The organism is Pseudomonas sp. CFSAN084952, from assembly GCF_009648855.1.
Classification (GTDB): domain Bacteria; phylum Pseudomonadota; class Gammaproteobacteria; order Pseudomonadales; family Pseudomonadaceae; genus Aquipseudomonas; species Aquipseudomonas paracarnis.
Window position 1 is genome coordinate 5,685,534 of the sequence record NZ_CP045767.1, and the last position, 16,238, is coordinate 5,701,771.

The 16,238-nt window shown below is 61.3% G+C and carries 16 protein-coding genes; 11 read left to right on the forward strand and 5 right to left on the reverse strand.

Features of this window, described 5'->3' with window-relative positions; all coding sequences use genetic code 11:
• Nucleotides 1-23: 23 nt before the first annotated feature.
• From gabD to GH769_RS25930, 3 genes are all read left to right on the forward strand, one after another.
• Nucleotides 24-1,466, forward strand: a complete 1,443-nt coding sequence (gene gabD / locus GH769_RS25920) for an NADP-dependent succinate-semialdehyde dehydrogenase (protein ID WP_003187552.1) — start codon at nucleotides 24-26, stop codon at nucleotides 1,464-1,466.
• Between the two features lie 178 nt (nucleotides 1,467-1,644).
• On the forward strand, nucleotides 1,645-2,922 hold the full coding sequence (gene gabT / locus GH769_RS25925) for a 4-aminobutyrate--2-oxoglutarate transaminase (RefSeq protein WP_014716416.1): 1,278 nt from the start codon (nucleotides 1,645-1,647) through the stop codon (nucleotides 2,920-2,922).
• 222 nt (nucleotides 2,923-3,144) lie between these two features.
• On the forward strand, nucleotides 3,145-4,347 hold the full coding sequence (locus GH769_RS25930; protein ID WP_032901751.1) for an HDOD domain-containing protein: 1,203 nt from the start codon (nucleotides 3,145-3,147) through the stop codon (nucleotides 4,345-4,347).
• Between the two features lie 99 nt (nucleotides 4,348-4,446).
• Here the strand turns inward: GH769_RS25930 and GH769_RS25935 are convergent, their stop codons facing one another.
• Both GH769_RS25935 and desA read right to left on the reverse strand, forming a co-directional pair.
• Nucleotides 4,447-5,448, reverse strand: coding sequence for a sensor domain-containing diguanylate cyclase (locus GH769_RS25935; protein WP_032894198.1), 1,002 nt, complete (start codon nucleotides 5,446-5,448; stop codon nucleotides 4,447-4,449).
• 187 nt (nucleotides 5,449-5,635) lie between these two features.
• Nucleotides 5,636-6,820, reverse strand: coding sequence for a delta-9 fatty acid desaturase DesA (gene desA / locus GH769_RS25940; protein WP_003187559.1), 1,185 nt, complete (start codon nucleotides 6,818-6,820; stop codon nucleotides 5,636-5,638).
• A gap of 166 nt (nucleotides 6,821-6,986) precedes the next feature.
• On the opposite strand from desA, the gene dibA reads away from it, so the two are divergent.
• From dibA to GH769_RS25970, 6 genes are all read left to right on the forward strand, one after another.
• Nucleotides 6,987-8,903, forward strand: coding sequence for a phosphodiesterase DibA (gene dibA / locus GH769_RS25945; protein WP_020302207.1), 1,917 nt, complete (start codon nucleotides 6,987-6,989; stop codon nucleotides 8,901-8,903).
• A 296-nt stretch (nucleotides 8,904-9,199) separates the two neighbouring features.
• Complete coding sequence (gene oscA, locus GH769_RS25950; RefSeq protein WP_003170956.1) at nucleotides 9,200-9,382, forward strand: sulfur starvation response protein OscA; 183 nt, start codon at nucleotides 9,200-9,202, stop codon at nucleotides 9,380-9,382.
• Nucleotides 9,383-9,446: 64 nt separating this feature from the next.
• The gene (locus GH769_RS25955) at nucleotides 9,447-10,457 is read left to right on the forward strand and encodes a sulfate ABC transporter substrate-binding protein (protein WP_014716420.1); all 1,011 of its coding nucleotides are present in this window, start codon (nucleotides 9,447-9,449) and stop codon (nucleotides 10,455-10,457) included.
• A 199-nt stretch (nucleotides 10,458-10,656) separates the two neighbouring features.
• On the forward strand, nucleotides 10,657-11,475 hold the full coding sequence (gene cysT / locus GH769_RS25960; RefSeq protein ID WP_003187564.1) for a sulfate ABC transporter permease subunit CysT: 819 nt from the start codon (nucleotides 10,657-10,659) through the stop codon (nucleotides 11,473-11,475).
• 13 nt (nucleotides 11,476-11,488) lie between these two features.
• On the forward strand, nucleotides 11,489-12,361 hold the full coding sequence (gene cysW, locus GH769_RS25965) for a sulfate ABC transporter permease subunit CysW (protein WP_014716421.1): 873 nt from the start codon (nucleotides 11,489-11,491) through the stop codon (nucleotides 12,359-12,361).
• Between the two features lie 3 nt (nucleotides 12,362-12,364).
• Nucleotides 12,365-13,345, forward strand: a complete 981-nt coding sequence (locus GH769_RS25970) for a sulfate/molybdate ABC transporter ATP-binding protein (RefSeq protein WP_014716422.1) — start codon at nucleotides 12,365-12,367, stop codon at nucleotides 13,343-13,345.
• Nucleotides 13,346-13,472: 127 nt separating this feature from the next.
• Here the strand turns inward: GH769_RS25970 and GH769_RS25975 are convergent, their stop codons facing one another.
• Nucleotides 13,473-13,997: a DUF962 domain-containing protein gene (locus GH769_RS25975; RefSeq protein WP_032901752.1), complete on the reverse strand. Its 525-nt coding sequence runs from the start codon at nucleotides 13,995-13,997 to the stop codon at nucleotides 13,473-13,475.
• Between the two features lie 83 nt (nucleotides 13,998-14,080).
• Between GH769_RS25975 and GH769_RS25980 the strand changes: the two genes are divergently transcribed.
• Nucleotides 14,081-14,767: a Crp/Fnr family transcriptional regulator gene (locus GH769_RS25980; protein WP_032901753.1), complete on the forward strand. Its 687-nt coding sequence runs from the start codon at nucleotides 14,081-14,083 to the stop codon at nucleotides 14,765-14,767.
• Here GH769_RS25980 and uraH read toward each other — a convergent pair.
• A complete protein-coding gene (gene uraH, locus GH769_RS25985) occupies nucleotides 14,762-15,172 on the reverse strand; it encodes a hydroxyisourate hydrolase (protein WP_014716425.1) in 411 nt (136 codons plus the stop codon). The two genes, GH769_RS25980 and uraH, sit on opposite strands and share 6 nt — an antisense overlap.
• A 27-nt stretch (nucleotides 15,173-15,199) precedes the next feature.
• On the reverse strand, nucleotides 15,200-15,673 hold the full coding sequence (locus GH769_RS25990; RefSeq protein WP_032901754.1) for a heme-binding protein: 474 nt from the start codon (nucleotides 15,671-15,673) through the stop codon (nucleotides 15,200-15,202).
• 189 nt (nucleotides 15,674-15,862) lie between these two features.
• On the opposite strand from GH769_RS25990, the gene GH769_RS25995 reads away from it, so the two are divergent.
• On the forward strand, nucleotides 15,863-16,192 hold the full coding sequence (locus GH769_RS25995; protein ID WP_133244168.1) for a hypothetical protein: 330 nt from the start codon (nucleotides 15,863-15,865) through the stop codon (nucleotides 16,190-16,192).
• Nucleotides 16,193-16,238 lie beyond the last annotated feature (46 nt).

Below are 16,238 nucleotides of genomic sequence, written 5' to 3' on the forward strand. Positions count from 1 at the left end.
CGGTGCTGTTAAGGAAAGCCGACATGCAGCTTAAAGACACCCAGTTGTTCCGCCAGCAAGCCTTTATCGATGGCGCTTGGGTCGATGCGGACAATGGTCAAACCATCAAGGTCAACAACCCGGCCACGGGCGAGATTCTCGGCACCGTGCCGAAGATGGGCGCCGCGGAAACCCGCCGCGCCATCGAAGCCGCCGACAAGGCCCTGCCAGCCTGGCGTGCACTCACTGCCAAGGAGCGCGCCAACAAGCTGCGCCGCTGGTTCGAACTGCTGATCGAAAACCAGGACGACCTCGGCCGCCTGATGACCCTCGAACAAGGCAAGCCGCTGGCCGAAGCCAAGGGCGAAATCGTCTACGCCGCCTCGTTTATCGAGTGGTTCGCTGAAGAAGCCAAGCGCATCTATGGCGACGTGATCCCCGGCCACCAGCCCGACAAGCGCCTGATCGTGATCAAGCAGCCCATCGGCGTGACCGCAGCCATCACCCCGTGGAACTTCCCTGCGGCGATGATCACCCGCAAAGCCGGCCCGGCCCTGGCCGCCGGTTGCACCATGGTGATCAAGCCGGCCTCGCAAACCCCGTTTTCGGCCCTGGCCCTGGTTGAGCTGGCGCACCGCGCCGGTATCCCCAAAGGCGTGCTCAGTGTGGTCACCGGCAGTGCTGGCGACATCGGCGGCGAGCTGACCAGCAACCCCATCGTGCGTAAATTGTCCTTCACCGGCTCGACCGAAATTGGTCGCCAGCTGATGGCCGAATGCGCCAAGGACATCAAGAAAGTCTCCCTGGAGCTGGGCGGTAACGCACCGTTCATCGTGTTCGACGACGCCGACCTGGATAAGGCCGTCGAAGGCGCGATCATCTCCAAGTACCGCAACAACGGCCAGACCTGCGTCTGCGCCAACCGCCTGTACATCCAGGATTCGGTGTACGACGCCTTCGCTGAAAAGCTCAAGGTGGCGGTGACCAAACTGAAGATCGGTAACGGCCTGGAAGACGGCACCACCACCGGCCCGCTGATCGACGAAAAAGCCGTGGCCAAGGTGCAGGAACATATCGCTGATGCCCTGAGCAAAGGCGCCAAGCTGTTGGCCGGTGGCAAGGTGATGGAAGGCAACTTCTTCGAACCGACCATCCTGGTTGACGTGCCGAAAAACGCCGCCGTGGCCAAGGAAGAAACCTTCGGCCCGCTGGCGCCACTGTTCCGCTTCAAAGACGAAGCCGAAGTGATCGCCATGTCCAACGACACCGAGTTCGGCCTGGCCTCCTACTTCTACGCCCGCGACCTGGGCCGGGTGTTCCGTGTGGCCGAGGCCCTGGAATACGGTATGGTCGGCGTCAACACCGGGTTGATCTCCAACGAAGTGGCGCCGTTCGGCGGCATCAAGGCCTCGGGCCTGGGCCGTGAAGGCTCCAAGTACGGGATCGAGGACTACCTGGAAATCAAATACCTCTGCCTGGGCATCTAAGGCACGGGATTGCAGCAAACGCAGAGGGCACGAGAGCGCTGCCCCTTTGCGTGTTTCACACCGTTATTCGCAGTGGCCGGGAAAGCTGTGGCAGTCGATCATCGCATGCTGCCGTAGTTGCCTCCCCGCCACGTATTCCTTGAGCCACGCCGCCCGATGAGCGGCGAATGAGGACTTTATGAGCAAGACCAACGCATCCCTGATGAAACGCCGCGAAGCCGCTGTACCGCGCGGTGTTGGCCAGATTCACCCGATCTTCGCCGACTCTGCGAAGAACGCCACCGTGACCGACGTTGAAGGTCGCGAGTTCATCGACTTCGCCGGCGGTATCGCCGTACTGAACACCGGCCACGTACACCCGAAAATCATCGCGGCCGTGACCGAGCAACTCAACAAGCTGACCCACACCTGCTTCCAGGTATTGGCCTACGAGCCCTACGTAGAAGTGTGCGAAAAAGTCGCCGCCAAGGTGCCAGGTGATTTCGCCAAGAAAACCCTGCTGGTCACCACCGGTTCCGAAGCGGTGGAGAACGCCGTGAAAATCGCCCGCGCCGCCACCGGCCGTGCCGGTGTGATCGCCTTCACCGGCGCTTACCACGGCCGCACCATGATGACCCTGGGCCTTACCGGTAAGGTCGTGCCTTACTCGGCCGGCATGGGCCTGATGCCGGGCGGCGTGTTCCGTGCGCTGTACCCCAACGAACTGCACGGTGTGAGCGTCGACGACTCCATCGCCAGCATCGAGCGCATCTTCAAGAACGATGCCGAGCCGCGTGATATCGCCGCCATCATCATCGAGCCGGTACAGGGCGAAGGCGGTTTCTACGTCGCGCCAAAAGCCTTCATGAAGCGCCTGCGCGAACTGTGCGACAAGCACGGCATCCTGCTGATCGCCGACGAAGTGCAAACCGGTGCCGGGCGTACCGGTACCTTCTTCGCCATGGAACAGATGGGCGTTGCCGCCGACCTGACCACCTTCGCCAAATCCATCGCGGGCGGCTTCCCGCTGGCCGGTGTGTGCGGCAAGGCCGAGTACATGGACGCCATCGCTCCAGGCGGCTTGGGCGGCACCTATGCCGGTAGCCCGATTGCCTGCGCCGCGGCCCTGGCCGTGATGGAAGTGTTCGAAGAAGAGCACCTGCTGGACCGCTGCAAGGCCGTGGGCGAGCGCCTGGTGACTGGCCTCAAGGCCATTCAGGCCAAGTACCCGGTGATCGGCGAAGTGCGTGCCTTGGGCGCGATGATCGCGGTCGAGCTGTTCGAAGACGGCGACACCCACAAGCCAAACGCTGCCGCCGTTGCCTCCGTGGTGGCCAAGGCACGTGACAAGGGGCTGATCCTGCTGTCCTGCGGTACCTACGGCAACGTATTGCGCGTGCTGGTGCCCCTCACCTCGCCGGACGAGCAGTTGGACAAGGGCCTGGCGATCATCGAAGAGTGCTTCTCCGAACTCTGACCAACCTTAGTCACTGTGGCGAGGGAGCTTGCTCCCGCTGGGGCGCGAAGCGGCCCCGCTCTTTGATTTGGGACTGCTGCGCAGTCCAGCGGGAGCAAGCTCCCTCGCCACAGGTTACAGCCCGTACAAAAAAACCGCTTCGGCGGTTTTTTTGTGCCTGCTTCATTGTACGCACGCGCCTGCATTGTCTAAGGTGCAAGCATTGCCGATGGAGCGTGCTGGATGACTGCTGTTGATTTACCCGCTGTACCCCGAGTGTTAATCGCCGAAGCAGACCCTTGGTCGCGGGACCTGCTCAAGCAAGTGCTGTTGAATGTGCGCTGTGACGCACGGCTGGATGTGTGCGCCGATGGGCAACACGCCGCCACGCTGTTGGGCGAAAAAACCTATGACCTGATCTTGGCCGATTGGGAGCTGCCGGGCGTGGATGGCCTGAGCCTGCTGCGCAGCGTGCGCCAGAAACGCCGTTCGCTGCCGTTTATCTTGCTGAGCAGTCGCAACGACAGTGCCAGCGTGCGCGAAGCCTTGCCCCTGGCGCCCACCGCCTACCTCACCCGCCCGCTGAACATGGAAAGCCTGACCCAGCGCCTGCAAGACCTGCTGCTCAACGAAGGCGAAAGCGTGTACTGCGAAATCCCACCGCTGGCGCCGGGCATGACCTTGCCCGCCTTCCTTGAGCGGCGCCGCGAGGTCTGCGATGGCGCGCCGTTGCGCGTGGATGTGAAAGCCGCCGTGCAACACAGCCTCGGCCCCGAAGGCCTGGACCTCAAGCAGTTGGAAGACCAGGTGCACAGCGACCCGCAAATCACCGCCGTACTCATCGCCGCCGCCAACAGCGCCGGCTACCACGGCACGCCGGTGCAGACCCTGTCAGAGGCCCTGCATAAGTTGGTGCCCGGCCAGAGCATGAATCTCATCCTGGGCCTGGCGCTCAAGCACAACGTGGTGTTGGGCGACCCTGGGCTGGTGGCCTACGCCGAGCGGCACTGGCAACTGTCCCAGGACAGCGCCGACTACGCCCGGCGCCTGGCGCGCATGCTGGAGCTCGATCACGAGCGTTGCTACAGCGCCTGCATCCTGCATCGCTTGGGCGACTTGGCTTTGTTGCGTTGCCTGGAAGACTGGCGCCAGGGCGGCGGTGCCCTGGATGACGAAGCCATAGGCGAATCCCTTGACGCCTTTGGCGCCGCCTACGGTTCGGCGTTGCGCACGCGTTGGCGCTTGCCGCTGGAGTTGCGGCAGTTGATCGCGGGGATCTATTCACTTGAAGGCGGGGTGTATTCGCGCGAAGCCCTGGTGGTGAACCTGGCGGTGCAAATGGCGCGGCTGACCGAGCACGAAGGGCTGGAAGAACTGGCGGGCAGCAAGACCGCGCGGCTGCTCAAGGTCGGCTTGCCGGAACTGACCCGAGTGCGCAAAACCTGAAACACACACCGACCCACTGTGGGAGCTGGCTTGCCTGCGATAGCGGTGGGTCAGTCAAGACGCCATCGCAGGCAAGCCAGCTCCCACAGTGGGTCGGTGTTAACCGGCGATAACGCGGTTCTTGCCCTGGCGCTTGGCCTCGTACATCGCCGCATCCGCTCGCGCAAACAGGCTGTCGAGGGTGGAGTCATCTTCGCGCAGGCCGGCCAGGCCTTGGCTGACGGTCACATTGAATTCATGCCCTTCGTAGCTGAACACCAATGCCTGGATTTCCTTGCCCAACCGCTCGGCAACCTGCAGGGCCATCTCCGGTGGGCAACCCGGCAGCACAGCAGCAAATTCTTCGCCGCCAACGCGTCCGAACAGGTCGCCACGGCGCAATACCCCGCGACCGCTCTCGGCGATGCGCCGCAGCACCTGGTCGCCCTCCAGGTGGCCATAGGTGTCGTTGATGTCTTTGAAATCATCGATGTCTAGCAACAGGAACGCCAGCGGCGTGCCCTGCGCGCAGGCATTGTCGAAGGCCTGGTTGGCGAGTTCGAAGAAGTGTCGGCGGTTGCTGCTTTGGGTCAGTACGTCGGTGGTGGCGAGGCGATGCAGTTCCAGCTCAAGTTGCTTCTTTTCGGTGATGTCTTCGGCGATGCCCACCACGATCAGCGCTTCACCGGGCACCACCTGCTGGTTGATGTAGCACTTGTCGCTCAACCAGCGGATCTGCCCGTCAGCGGTGATGATGCGGTACTCGCGGTCCTCCACGGCGCCCTGTTCCAGCACACGGGCCAGGCTGTGTTCGGCGTAGTCGAGGTCTTCGGGGTGGACGCTGTTGCGCCATTCACGGTGGTCGGCCAGCAGCAGGCCGGCGGAGCGGCCAAACAGGCGCTCGTACGCCGGGCTCACATACAGCACACGGCGTGTTTCCCAATCGATGGCCCACAGCACGGCGTTCACGCTGACCAGCAGGGAACTGAGCAGTTGCTCACGCTCACTCAGCCGCTCGACTTCACCTTGAGCATGCATAAGCGCCAACAGGGTCGCCGCCGCGGCCGGGCGCGGCGGCTCTGCGGTGGGCACATCGGGCAGGCTGGGCTTTTCGTGAACCATCGGTACAACTCTCTCTGGGCGCGCCGCAGGTGCAAAAGCGGTCACTACAAGGGGTCACCATGATGGCGAAGTGTTCTTTGAGAGAGGGGAATTGCGGTGAAGTTCCGTGAACGGCGTGGATTGACGGTGCCCGGAAAATGACGCCAAAAAGCCAGTGCGTGGGAGGGCGAACCCTCCCACGGCGCCCTCACGCTGCTGTAGGACGCAACGAGTAAGTCTTCAACTGGTGGGCAAAATCGCGCAGGGATTGGATGCCACTGGCCTCGGCTTCATGCACCCATTCCTTGATCGCCGCCAGCATGTCGTGGCCGTTGGAACTGGTCTTGAGCCAGATCTGCTGCAGCGCCAGGCGCTTTTCGTAGATCACGGTCAGGGCATGGCTGTGTTCCAGCATGCTCTGGATGCGCAGGTGATGGCGGTCTTCCAGCAAGCTGGTTTCCCGCGACAGCAGGCGCTTGGCGCGGTGGAACTGGTGGCGTACCGAATGATCGACCTTCTCCAGCTCCTGCTTGACCAGCGGGCCAATCACCAACTTGCGGTATTGGGCCATGATCTGGAAGCGGTTGTTGAGGATCGCCATGGCGGTGTCCATGTCCAGGCTGCCCTTGCCTTCGACGCGGTGGGCGATGGGCGCTACACGCTGCACCTTGGCCAGGCGCAGGAAGCTGAACACCTTAATCCAGGCCCAGCCCAGGTCGAACTCCCACTTCTTCACCGACAGCTTGGCCGAGTTAGGGTAGGTGTGGTGGTTGTTGTGCAGCTCTTCGCCGCCGACGATGATGCCCCACGGCACCAGGTTGGTGGCGGCGTCACGGCATTCGAAGTTGCGATAGCCCACGGCATGCCCCAGGCCGTTGATCACGCCGGCGGCCCAGAACGGGATCCACATCATCTGGATCGCCCAGATAGTGATACCGATGGTGCCGAACAGCAGCAGGTCGATCACGCCCATGAGCGCCACGCCCAACAGCGGGTAGCGCGTGTAGAGATTGCGTTCGATCCAGTCGTCCGGGCAGTTTTTGCCGTAGATACGCAGGGTCTCGGGGTTTTCCGCCTCGGCGCGGTACAGCTCGGCACCTTTGCGCAGCACGGTGGACAAGCCCTTGATCACCGGGCTGTGCGGGTCATCGACGGTTTCGCATTTGGCGTGGTGCTTGCGGTGGATGGCGGTCCACTCGCGAGTGTTCTGCGCCGTGGTCAGCCACAGCCAGAAGCGGAAGAAGTGTTTAAGGCCGGCATTGAGCTCGAGCGAGCGATGGGCCGAATAACGGTGCAGATAGACAGTGACCCCAATAATGGTCACGTGGGTCATCAACAGCGTGACTGCCACCAGTTGCCAGGCGGACAGATCAAGAAAACCGTTGTACCACATAGGCTGTATGGCCCTCAGATAAAGAAAAAAACAGCACCCGCATTATCACTTCCTTTGCAGATAAAACCAGTCACCGTTTCAGATAAGACTTACAAAGTGTTTCCTCCTCTATAATCCTGATCCTTTGTAGGGCGATTCTGGTTATTTAGTAAGGATTACTAAGCATATGCTGTTTTCATACCGAGGTGCCCTACGTGCGGGGTTGGTGTACCTGCTGGTTTCCATCCTTTGGCTCCAGCTCAGCCATTACCTATTAATCAACTTTATCGATGAACCCTTGGAGCAGGGACGCTGGCTGCAAGCGCGCGGTTATGTGTGGGTCAGCCTCAGCGCCTTGCTCATTTACTGGATAGGCTGGCGTTTTGCCCGTGCCCATGCGTTGCAACAACCCCTGAAAGAGAACCGCGAGCGCCTGCGTCAGGCCGCTGCGGTGTTCGATTGCACCCGCGAAGGGGTGCTGGTCACCGATACCCAGGGGCTGATCGTGCACGTCAACCGCGCGTTCATGGAGATCACCGGCTATCAGTGCGAAGAGGTCATGGGCCAACGGCCAAGCCTGTTCAAGTCCGGGCGCCACTCGGCGCATTTCTACCAGCAGATGTTCCAGGCCCTGGAAAGCACCGGCGAATGGAGCGGCGAAATCTGGAACCGACGTAAAAGCGGCGAGGTTTACCCCCAGTGGCAAACCATCCGCGTGATTCACGATGACCAGGGCCAGGTCAGCCACTACGTGGCGGTGTTTTCGGACATCAGCGCCATCAAGGACTCCGAGCACGAATTGGCGCACCTGGCACACCATGACCCGCTCACCGACCTGCCCAATCGCCTGCTGTTCACCGATCGCGCCGAGCAGGCCCTGGCTTCCGCGCAGGTGCACAAGCGAGGCTGCGCTCTGCTGTTGATGGACTTGGATCACTTCAAGATCATCAACGACAGCCTCGGCCATAACGTTGGCGATCAGTTGCTCAAGTTGGTGGCCGAACGCCTCAGCGGCCTGTTTGGGCCGGGGGTTACCCTGGCGCGCCTGGGAGGCGACGAGTTTGCCGTGCTGGCCGAAAGCTGCCCGCAGGTGGTGCAAGCGGCGGCCTTGGCGCAGCGCATGCTCAACGCCATGAAGGATCCGTTCATTTTTGACGGCAACCAGCTGTTTATCAGCGCCAGTATCGGTATCAGCCTGTTCCCCAGTGACGCCCTGAGCGCCGAGCAACTGCTGCGTAACGCCGATTCCGCGTTGTTCAAGGCCAAGAGTGCTGGGCGCGAAGGTTACGCGTTGTATACCGAAGAGCTGACCGCCCACGCCCAGCATCGGGTGGAAATCGCTGGCGAGCTGCGTCGCGCCCTCGATCAACATGAGCTGCGCGTCTATTACCAGCCGGTGCACGACCTGCACGACAGCCGCTTGGTCGGCGTTGAAGCACTGGTGCGCTGGCAGCACCCGGAACGCGGCCTGGTACCGCCGGGCGAGTTCATCCCCATCGCCGAGCGCACCGGGCTGATTGCCGACATCGATGCGTGGGTGATGGACCAGGCCTGCCGCCAGATGTGCCAATGGCTGGCCGACGGCGCGCCGCTGAGCTTTATCGCAATCAATGTCTCCAGCCGCCTGTTTGCCCGGCGCGAGCTGTATGAGCAAGTGGCCCAAGTGCTGCACACCACTGGGCTGGATCCGGCCTTCCTGGAGCTGGAAGTCACCGAGAGCGCCGTGATGGACGACCCGGAAGTCGCGTTGGAGCAACTGCACCGCCTGCGCGAACTGGGCCTGCGCCTGGCGATCGACGACTTTGGCACCGGCTATTCCTCGTTGCTGCGCCTCAAGCGTCTGCCGGTGCAGAAGCTCAAGATCGACCAGGGCTTTGTGGCGGGCTTGCCGTGGGACGAAGACGACGCGGCGATTGTGCGCGTGGTGATCGCCCTGGCCAAAAGCATGGGCATGCAGGTGCACGCCGAAGGAATTGAGCAGGTGGAACAGGCGCGGTTCCTACTGGATCAGGAATGCGACATGGGCCAGGGGTACTGGTTTGGACGGCCGATGCCGGCTGATGAAATCGACTGGACCCGAGCACCTCTGATCCGCCAGGACTGACGCGGTCAATGTGGGAGCCGGGCTTGCCCGCGAAGGCGGTGTGTCAGTCGCTGCATGTGTTACTGCACCACCGCTTTCGCAGGCAAGCCAGCTCCCACAGGGTTCTGCGGCGACTGTGCATGAGCGTTTTTTCTGTGGAAACCCTTGCAACCCCATGCCCTATCAGAAAATTCTTTCTGGTTATATAAACATTCTTAAATAGTATTTTTAAGAATATCCGCGCTTATCTACTATCGCCCTCACGCCGCAAGCAGTGCCGCCACTGCCAGGCACTACTCATTTTCAGGAGCGAGACCATGAGCGCATCTCTACGTAGCGTTGACGGCCAGGACGAAGCAGCCATTTTGCGTGAAATCCAGAGCGCCCTGCGCGACCTGCGGTTTGGCGCGGTGGAAATCACCGTACACAACGCCCAAGTGGTACAGATCGAACGCAAGGAAAAATTCCGTCTGCAGAACCCCGGTAACAAACCGAGCTGAGCAAGAACGGCGATAGACCCGCAATTACAAGAAAAGCCAACACTCAAGAATTTCAGGAGCTTCTATGTCGTCGATTCGCCGTTATGCCTTGGCCGCATTGGCCAGTGCCGTGTTTGCCGGTTCCGCCGTTGCCAAGGACTACGAGTTGCTCAACGTCTCGTACGACCCCACCCGTGAGCTGTACCAGGATTACAACGCTGAGTTCACCAGCTTCTGGAAACAGTCCCACCCCGGCGACAACGTCAAGATCCAGCAGTCCCACGGTGGCTCGGGCAAGCAAGCACGCGCAGTGATTGACGGCCTGCGCGCCGACGTAGTGACCCTGGCCCTGGCCGGTGACATTGATGAAGTCGCCAAGCTGGGCAAGACCCTGCCGGAGAACTGGCAGACCCGCCTGCCGGACGCCAGCACCCCATACACCTCCACCATCGTGTTCCTGGTGCGCAAGGGCAACCCCAAAGGCATCAAGGACTGGGGCGACCTGATCAAGAAAGACGTGTCGGTGATCACGCCCAACCCGAAAACCTCCGGCGGTGCACGCTGGAACTTCCTCGCCGCCTGGGCCTACGGCCTCAAGGCCGGCGGCAGCGAAGCCAAGGCCCAGGAATACGTCAAAGAGCTGTTCAAGCACGTGCCGATACTGGACACCGGCGCGCGCGGTTCTACCATTACCTTCGTCAACAACGGCCAGGGTGACGTGCTGCTGGCGTGGGAAAACGAGGCGTTCCTGGCCTTGAAGGAAGACGGCGGCGCCGACAAGTTCGACATCGTCGTGCCTTCCCTGTCGATCCTGGCGGAACCGCCTGTGGCCGTTGTGGACAAGAACGCCGAGAAAAAGGGCAACACCGAGATCGCCACCGCGTACCTCAACCACCTGTACAGCCCGGCGGGCCAGGAGATTGCGGCGAAGAACTTCTACCGTCCACGGGATGAAAAAGTCGCCGCCAAATACGCCCAGCAGTTCCCGAAACTGGACCTGGTGACTATCGACAAAGACTTCGGCGGCTGGAAAACTGCCCAACCGAAATTCTTCAATGACGGTGGCGTGTTCGACCAGATCTACACGGCGCAATAAGCCAAAGTACCTGTAGGGGCCTGACTTTCTGTAGGGACTGGGCTGGTGTGGGAGCTGGCTTGCCTGCGATAGCATCACCATGGTGTGGCTGATACACCGAGGTGCCTGCATCGCGGGCAAGCCCGGCTCCCACAGAAAAGCCAGCTGCCACAGAACGCACGCTCCTACAGTGGTTTCTACCCTTTAACCAAGGACTCTTATGTCGCGTCGTATCTCCCCCGTCATACCCGGCTTCGGGCTGACGCTGGGCTACACCGTGGTGTACCTCAGCCTGATCGTACTCATCCCCCTGGCGGCGATGTTTGTACACGCCGCTCAACTCACCTGGGATCAGTTCTGGAACATCATCTCCGCGCCTCGCGTGCTGGCGGCCTTGAAGCTGAGCTTCAGTACCGCGCTGTACGCCGCACTCATCAACGGTGTGATTGGCACTTTGTTGGCCTGGGTGCTGGTGCGCTACACCTTCCCCGGGCGCAAGGTCATCGACGCGATGATCGACCTGCCGTTCGCCCTGCCCACCGCCGTCGCCGGTATCGCGCTGACGGCGCTGTACGCGCCCAACGGCCTGGTCGGCCAGTTTGCCGCCGACCTGGGTTTCAAGATCGCCTACACCCCCCTGGGTATCACCCTGGCGCTGACCTTCGTCACGTTGCCCTTCGTGGTGCGCACGGTGCAGCCGGTGCTGGCCGATATCCCCCGGGAAATCGAAGAGGCCGCCGCCTGCCTCGGCGCCAAGCCGTTGCAGGTGTTCCGCTACATCCTCGTGCCGGCATTGTTGCCCGCCTGGCTGACCGGCTTCGCCCTGGCGTTTGCCCGAGGCGTGGGTGAGTACGGTTCGGTGATCTTCATCGCTGGCAACATGCCGATGAAAACCGAAATCCTGCCATTGCTGATCATGGTCAAGCTCGACCAATACGACTACCGCGGCGCCACCTCCATTGGTGTGCTGATGCTGGTGGTGTCCTTTGTCTTGCTGCTGCTGATCAACCTGTTGCAGCGGCGCATCGAACGTCCATAAGGAGGCGCGGAACATGTCCCAATCGTCTATTTCCGCCGCGTCCTCGGCCAACGCCGCCCGGCGTGGCAGTGCGACCTCGCGACGTATCCTGATTGGCCTTGGCTGGCTGGTATTCGTCCTGTTTCTGCTGCTGCCATTGCTGGTGGTGGTGTCCCAGGGCTTGAAGAACGGCCTCGGCACGTTCTTCACGGCAATCCTTGAGCCAGACGCGCTGTCGGCGTTGAAACTCACGGTGATCGCCGTGCTGATTTCGGTGCCGCTCAACCTGGTGTTCGGCGTCAGCGCCGCCTGGTGCGTGAGCAAGTACTCGTTCCGTGGCAAGAGCATCCTGGTCACGCTGATCGACCTGCCGTTCTCGGTCTCGCCGGTGATCGCCGGCCTGGTGTACGTGTTGATGTTCGGCGCCCAGGGCTTCTTCGGGCCGTGGCTGCAAGAGCATGACATCCAGATCGTGTTCGCCCTGCCGGGCATCGTGCTGGCGACCATCTTCGTCACCGTGCCGTTCGTGGCCCGTGAGTTGATCCCGCTGATGCAGGAGCAGGGCACCCAGGAAGAAGAAGCCGCGCGCCTGCTGGGCGCCAATGGCTGGCAGATGTTCTGGCATGTCACCGTGCCGAACATCAAGTGGGGCCTGATCTACGGCGTGGTGCTGTGTACGGCGCGGGCCATGGGTGAGTTCGGCGCGGTGTCGGTGGTGTCCGGCCACATTCGCGGCGTCACCAACACCCTGCCGCTGCATGTCGAGATTCTCTACAACGAATACAACCACGTTGCCGCGTTTGCGGTGGCCAGCCTGTTGCTGATCCTGGCGCTCTTCATCCTGCTGCTCAAGCAGTGGAGCGAGAACCGAATCAACCGCCTGCGCAACAGCGCGGGTGAGGAATAAGTCATGTCGATCGAAGTCCGTAATGTCAGCAAGAACTTCAACGCCTTCAAGGCCCTGGACAGCATCAACCTGGATATCCAGAGTGGCGAGCTGGTGGCGTTGCTGGGCCCGTCCGGCTGTGGCAAGACTACGTTGCTGCGCATCATTGCCGGCCTGGAAACTCCGGATGCCGGCAGCATTGTGTTCCATGGCGAAGACGTTTCCGGCCACGATGTGCGTGATCGCAACGTGGGCTTCGTATTCCAGCACTACGCGTTGTTTCGCCACATGACCGTGTTCGACAACGTCGCTTTCGGCCTGCGCATGAAACCGAAAAACCAACGCCCCACCGAAAGCCAGATCGCGAGCAAGGTTCACGAGCTGCTGAACATGGTGCAGCTCGATTGGTTGTCCGACCGCTACCCGGAACAACTTTCCGGTGGCCAGCGCCAGCGTATCGCCCTGGCCCGCGCCTTGGCGGTGGAGCCCAAGGTTCTGCTGCTCGACGAGCCGTTCGGCGCCCTTGATGCCAAGGTGCGTAAAGAACTGCGCCGCTGGCTGGCGCGCCTGCACGAGGACATCAACCTGACCTCGGTCTTCGTGACCCACGACCAGGAAGAGGCCATGGAAGTCGCCGACCGTATCGTGGTGATGAACAAGGGCGTGATCGAGCAGATCGGTTCACCGGGCGACGTCTACGAAAACCCGGCCAGCGACTTTGTCTATCACTTCCTGGGGGACTCCAACCGCCTGCATTTGGGCGAAGACAAGCACCTGCTGTTCCGCCCCCACGAAGTGTCGTTGTCACGCCATGAACTGGAAGATCACCATGCGGCGCAAGTGCGGGATATTCGGCCGTTGGGCGCGACTACTCGCGTGACCTTGAAGGTCGAAGGCCAAAGCGAGTTGATCGAGGCCGAAGTGGTGAAAGACCATGACAGCCTCACCGGGTTGGCGCGGGGCGAGACCCTGTTCTTCAAACCCAAGGTCTGGCAAAAAGCCTAATAACACTGCAAAACCCTTGTGGGAGCCGGGCTTGCCCGCGATGGCGGTGTGTCAGTCGACAGTTATGCCAACTGATCCACCGCCATCGCGGGCAAGCCCGGCTCCCACATTGGATGTTCAGTACTTGTTAGACCGTGGCGTTTTTCCCGCGTACTCCCACCGGCCCAGAGCGCTCTTCAATCTGGCGCTTGAGGTCCTGCCGCAACCCCAGCAAAAACGCCAACTCCGCCACCACAAACAACGGCCCTACGATCAGCCCCGACACATCATCCACAAACGCAGGCTTCCTGCCTTCGTAGTAATGCCCGACGAACTGAATCACCCAGCCCACCACAAACATCCCCACGCCGCTGCTCAGCCACACCGCCGTGCTTTGCGTCGCCAGCACATGCCCGGCCCACACCGACAAGCCCATCAGCACCGTCATCAACACGCCCAAGGCCAGTTCCAGGCGCAGATAAAACCACGCCGAAAACAACGCCAGCAGTAACGCAGGTGATAGCCACAGCCCGCCCATCGACCATTCGGGGCGCGACAACAGCACGGCCACCGCCACCACAATCAACGGAATACCGATGAAGTGGCTGGCGATGTTGCGTGGGTCGCGGTGGTACGCGGCGTATTGACTGAGGTGGTCGACGAGGCTTTTCATTGTTGTTCCTCCTGTAGGATGTTTGATCATGCCCTGTCAGTCGGTGCCTAACTGTCAATTGGGCGACAATCTTCGGAGTTCGCATGGACACAGGGACATGGCACGCGCAATTGGCTCGCGGTCATTGGTTCAGCCATTTGCCGCCTGACTTGCAGCGTAGCCTGCTGGGGGCGGCGCGGTTGCGTGTGCTGACGGCGGGGCAGTACCTGTTCAAGCGCGGTGACCCGCCGTGCGGCGTGTATGCGGTGCTGGAAGGCACGGTGCGCATCAGTGCGGTCAGTGCCCAAGGCAAGGAAGCGGTGTTGAGCCTGGTGGAAACGCCCTACTGGTTCGGCGAGATCTGCCTGTTCGACAACCTGCCGCGCACCCACGATGCCTTGGCCACGGGTGCTTGCAGACTGCTGCAGGTGCCGCAGGCGGCGATGCTCGGCATTCTCGAACAGCATCCGCTGTTCTGGCGGGAGATGGCACTGTTGATGAGCCATAAACTGAGGCTGTCGTTGATCAATATCGAACACATGAGCCTGATGCCCGCTTCAAAGCGCCTGGCCCATCGGCTGCTGATGATCGCCCAAGGCTACGGCGAAGTTGAGCAGGCGCGCCGCGTGCTGCAACTGCCCCAGGAGGATCTGGCGGCAATGCTGGGCCTGTCGCGCCAGACCATCAACAGTCTGCTCAAGGCGCTGGAGCAACAGGGCATTATCGGCTTGAGTTACGGCGCCATCGAGATACGCGACCTCAATGGGCTGCGGCTGGCCGCGGGCCTATGAACCGCGATAGGTGGAGAAGCCGTAAGGGCTGAGCAGCAGCGGGATGTGGTAGTGCTGGTCGGCCTGCTTGACCTGGAAAATCACCGGCACCTCGGGGAAGAACGTCTCGCGGTTCGCCTTCTTGTAGTAATCGCCGGTCTTGAACACCACGCGGTACTCGCCCGGCTGCATGCTGCGGTTGGCCGGGAACAGCTCGGCGATGCGGCCTTGCTGGTTGGTCACACCTTCAGACAGCGACTGCCATTTATCGCCCACGTGCTGTTCCAGGGTGACATTGACACCTGCGCTTGGCAGGCCGTTTTCCAGGTTGAGTACGTGCACGCTCAGGGGGTTGCCGTCGGCCAGGGCCAGGTTGCACAGGCCACTCAGGCTCAGTGCGGCAAGGGTCATGCTCAAGGTTTTCATCGCGAAGTCCTTTTGAGGGAAGTGGAATCAAGGGGTGATTTTCAAGCCCAGTTGCTCGGCGGCCAGTACGGCGCAGGCTTCATCCTGCGCGGCGCCACCGGCACCGGCGATGCCCAGCGCACCGACCAGTTCGGCATCGGCAAACAGCGGCACGCCGCCGCCGAGCAACAGCAGCTCGGGCAAGCTGTTGAGGTTGGCGGCCTCGGGGTTATTACGCGCCCGTTCGGCAAACAGCCGGGTCGGGGTTTTTGTCGACAGCGCCGTGTACGCCTTGCGTTGGCTGGCGAGGCTGTTGTGCGGGCCGACACCGTCAGCGCGCAGGCCCAGCAACAGGTTGCCACCGCGGTCGAGTACGGTCAGCGCCGCGGTGCAGTGGGCCAGGCTGGCGTCGGCCAGTTGGCGAGCGGCGTGCAGATCCAGCTCGGCGTGGCGGGGCAGTTGTGGCGTCGCCTGGGCGACGGTGGCCACGGCGAGGCTCAGGAACAAGGCAGTGCGGTACATAGTGAGGGCTCCAGAAAGCAGGCCAACACGGTAACCAGCGGACGCGGACAAAAGCCGCACAATTGGATGACAGGTTTGTAATCAAACTGGCTGAGTGGGTTTTGTACCTGTCAACTTTGACAGTAGATGCGATGTTTAAGGTGGAGCAGACTTTCGTTATCAATCCTGACAATCAAGGAGTTAAGGCTCATGTCAGAAAAATCTAGTGTTGCGCCCCATCCGATACCGAATGGACCTCAAAATCTTCAAGTAGGCGCACCGGTTGTCAATGCACCGACGACGGGAGCAAGTTACTCGACTCCAGTGACATTCAACGGAATTGGTCTTCCAGGTTGGTGGGTCTACTTCACACGTACTCCGATAGATGGAGATAGCTTTGGCGGCGTGAGAGTCAAAGACGATGGCTCATGGGAATTTACCGCTTATCTGGACCCTGGCGAGGTCGCTGTTTTCGGCTGGCAGCAAGATGATCGGGTGCGTTCCGAATGGACACCTGTTATTAGATTTACGGTGAAGTGAGCGGGTGGTTTGGCCCGGGTCAGTAGTCGTTCTTAGGGGGAGGCAG

What these genes read in the sequence shown, in the direction of transcription:
- GH769_RS25955 (WP_014716420.1), top strand. Translation starts at nt 9,447, where the DNA reads ATGTCGTCGATTCGCCGTTATGCCTTGGCCGCATTGGCCAGTGCCGTG.
- oscA (WP_003170956.1), top strand. Translation starts at nt 9,200, where the DNA reads ATGAGCGCATCTCTACGTAGCGTTGACGGCCAGGACGAAGCAGCCATT.
- uraH (WP_014716425.1), bottom strand. Translation starts at nt 15,172, where the DNA reads ATGAAAACCTTGAGCATGACCCTTGCCGCACTGAGCCTGAGTGGCCTG.
- GH769_RS25995 (WP_133244168.1), top strand. Translation starts at nt 15,863, where the DNA reads ATGTCAGAAAAATCTAGTGTTGCGCCCCATCCGATACCGAATGGACCT.
- GH769_RS25980 (WP_032901753.1), top strand. Translation starts at nt 14,081, where the DNA reads ATGGACACAGGGACATGGCACGCGCAATTGGCTCGCGGTCATTGGTTC.
- GH769_RS25935 (WP_032894198.1), bottom strand. Translation starts at nt 5,448, where the DNA reads ATGGTTCACGAAAAGCCCAGCCTGCCCGATGTGCCCACCGCAGAGCCG.
- gabT (WP_014716416.1), top strand. Translation starts at nt 1,645, where the DNA reads ATGAGCAAGACCAACGCATCCCTGATGAAACGCCGCGAAGCCGCTGTA.
- cysT (WP_003187564.1), top strand. Translation starts at nt 10,657, where the DNA reads ATGTCGCGTCGTATCTCCCCCGTCATACCCGGCTTCGGGCTGACGCTG.
- desA (WP_003187559.1), bottom strand. Translation starts at nt 6,820, where the DNA reads ATGTGGTACAACGGTTTTCTTGATCTGTCCGCCTGGCAACTGGTGGCA.
- GH769_RS25975 (WP_032901752.1), bottom strand. Translation starts at nt 13,997, where the DNA reads ATGAAAAGCCTCGTCGACCACCTCAGTCAATACGCCGCGTACCACCGC.
- GH769_RS25990 (WP_032901754.1), bottom strand. Translation starts at nt 15,673, where the DNA reads ATGTACCGCACTGCCTTGTTCCTGAGCCTCGCCGTGGCCACCGTCGCC.
- GH769_RS25970 (WP_014716422.1), top strand. Translation starts at nt 12,365, where the DNA reads ATGTCGATCGAAGTCCGTAATGTCAGCAAGAACTTCAACGCCTTCAAG.
- gabD (WP_003187552.1), top strand. Translation starts at nt 24, where the DNA reads ATGCAGCTTAAAGACACCCAGTTGTTCCGCCAGCAAGCCTTTATCGAT.
- cysW (WP_014716421.1), top strand. Translation starts at nt 11,489, where the DNA reads ATGTCCCAATCGTCTATTTCCGCCGCGTCCTCGGCCAACGCCGCCCGG.
- GH769_RS25930 (WP_032901751.1), top strand. Translation starts at nt 3,145, where the DNA reads ATGACTGCTGTTGATTTACCCGCTGTACCCCGAGTGTTAATCGCCGAA.
- dibA (WP_020302207.1), top strand. Translation starts at nt 6,987, where the DNA reads ATGCTGTTTTCATACCGAGGTGCCCTACGTGCGGGGTTGGTGTACCTG.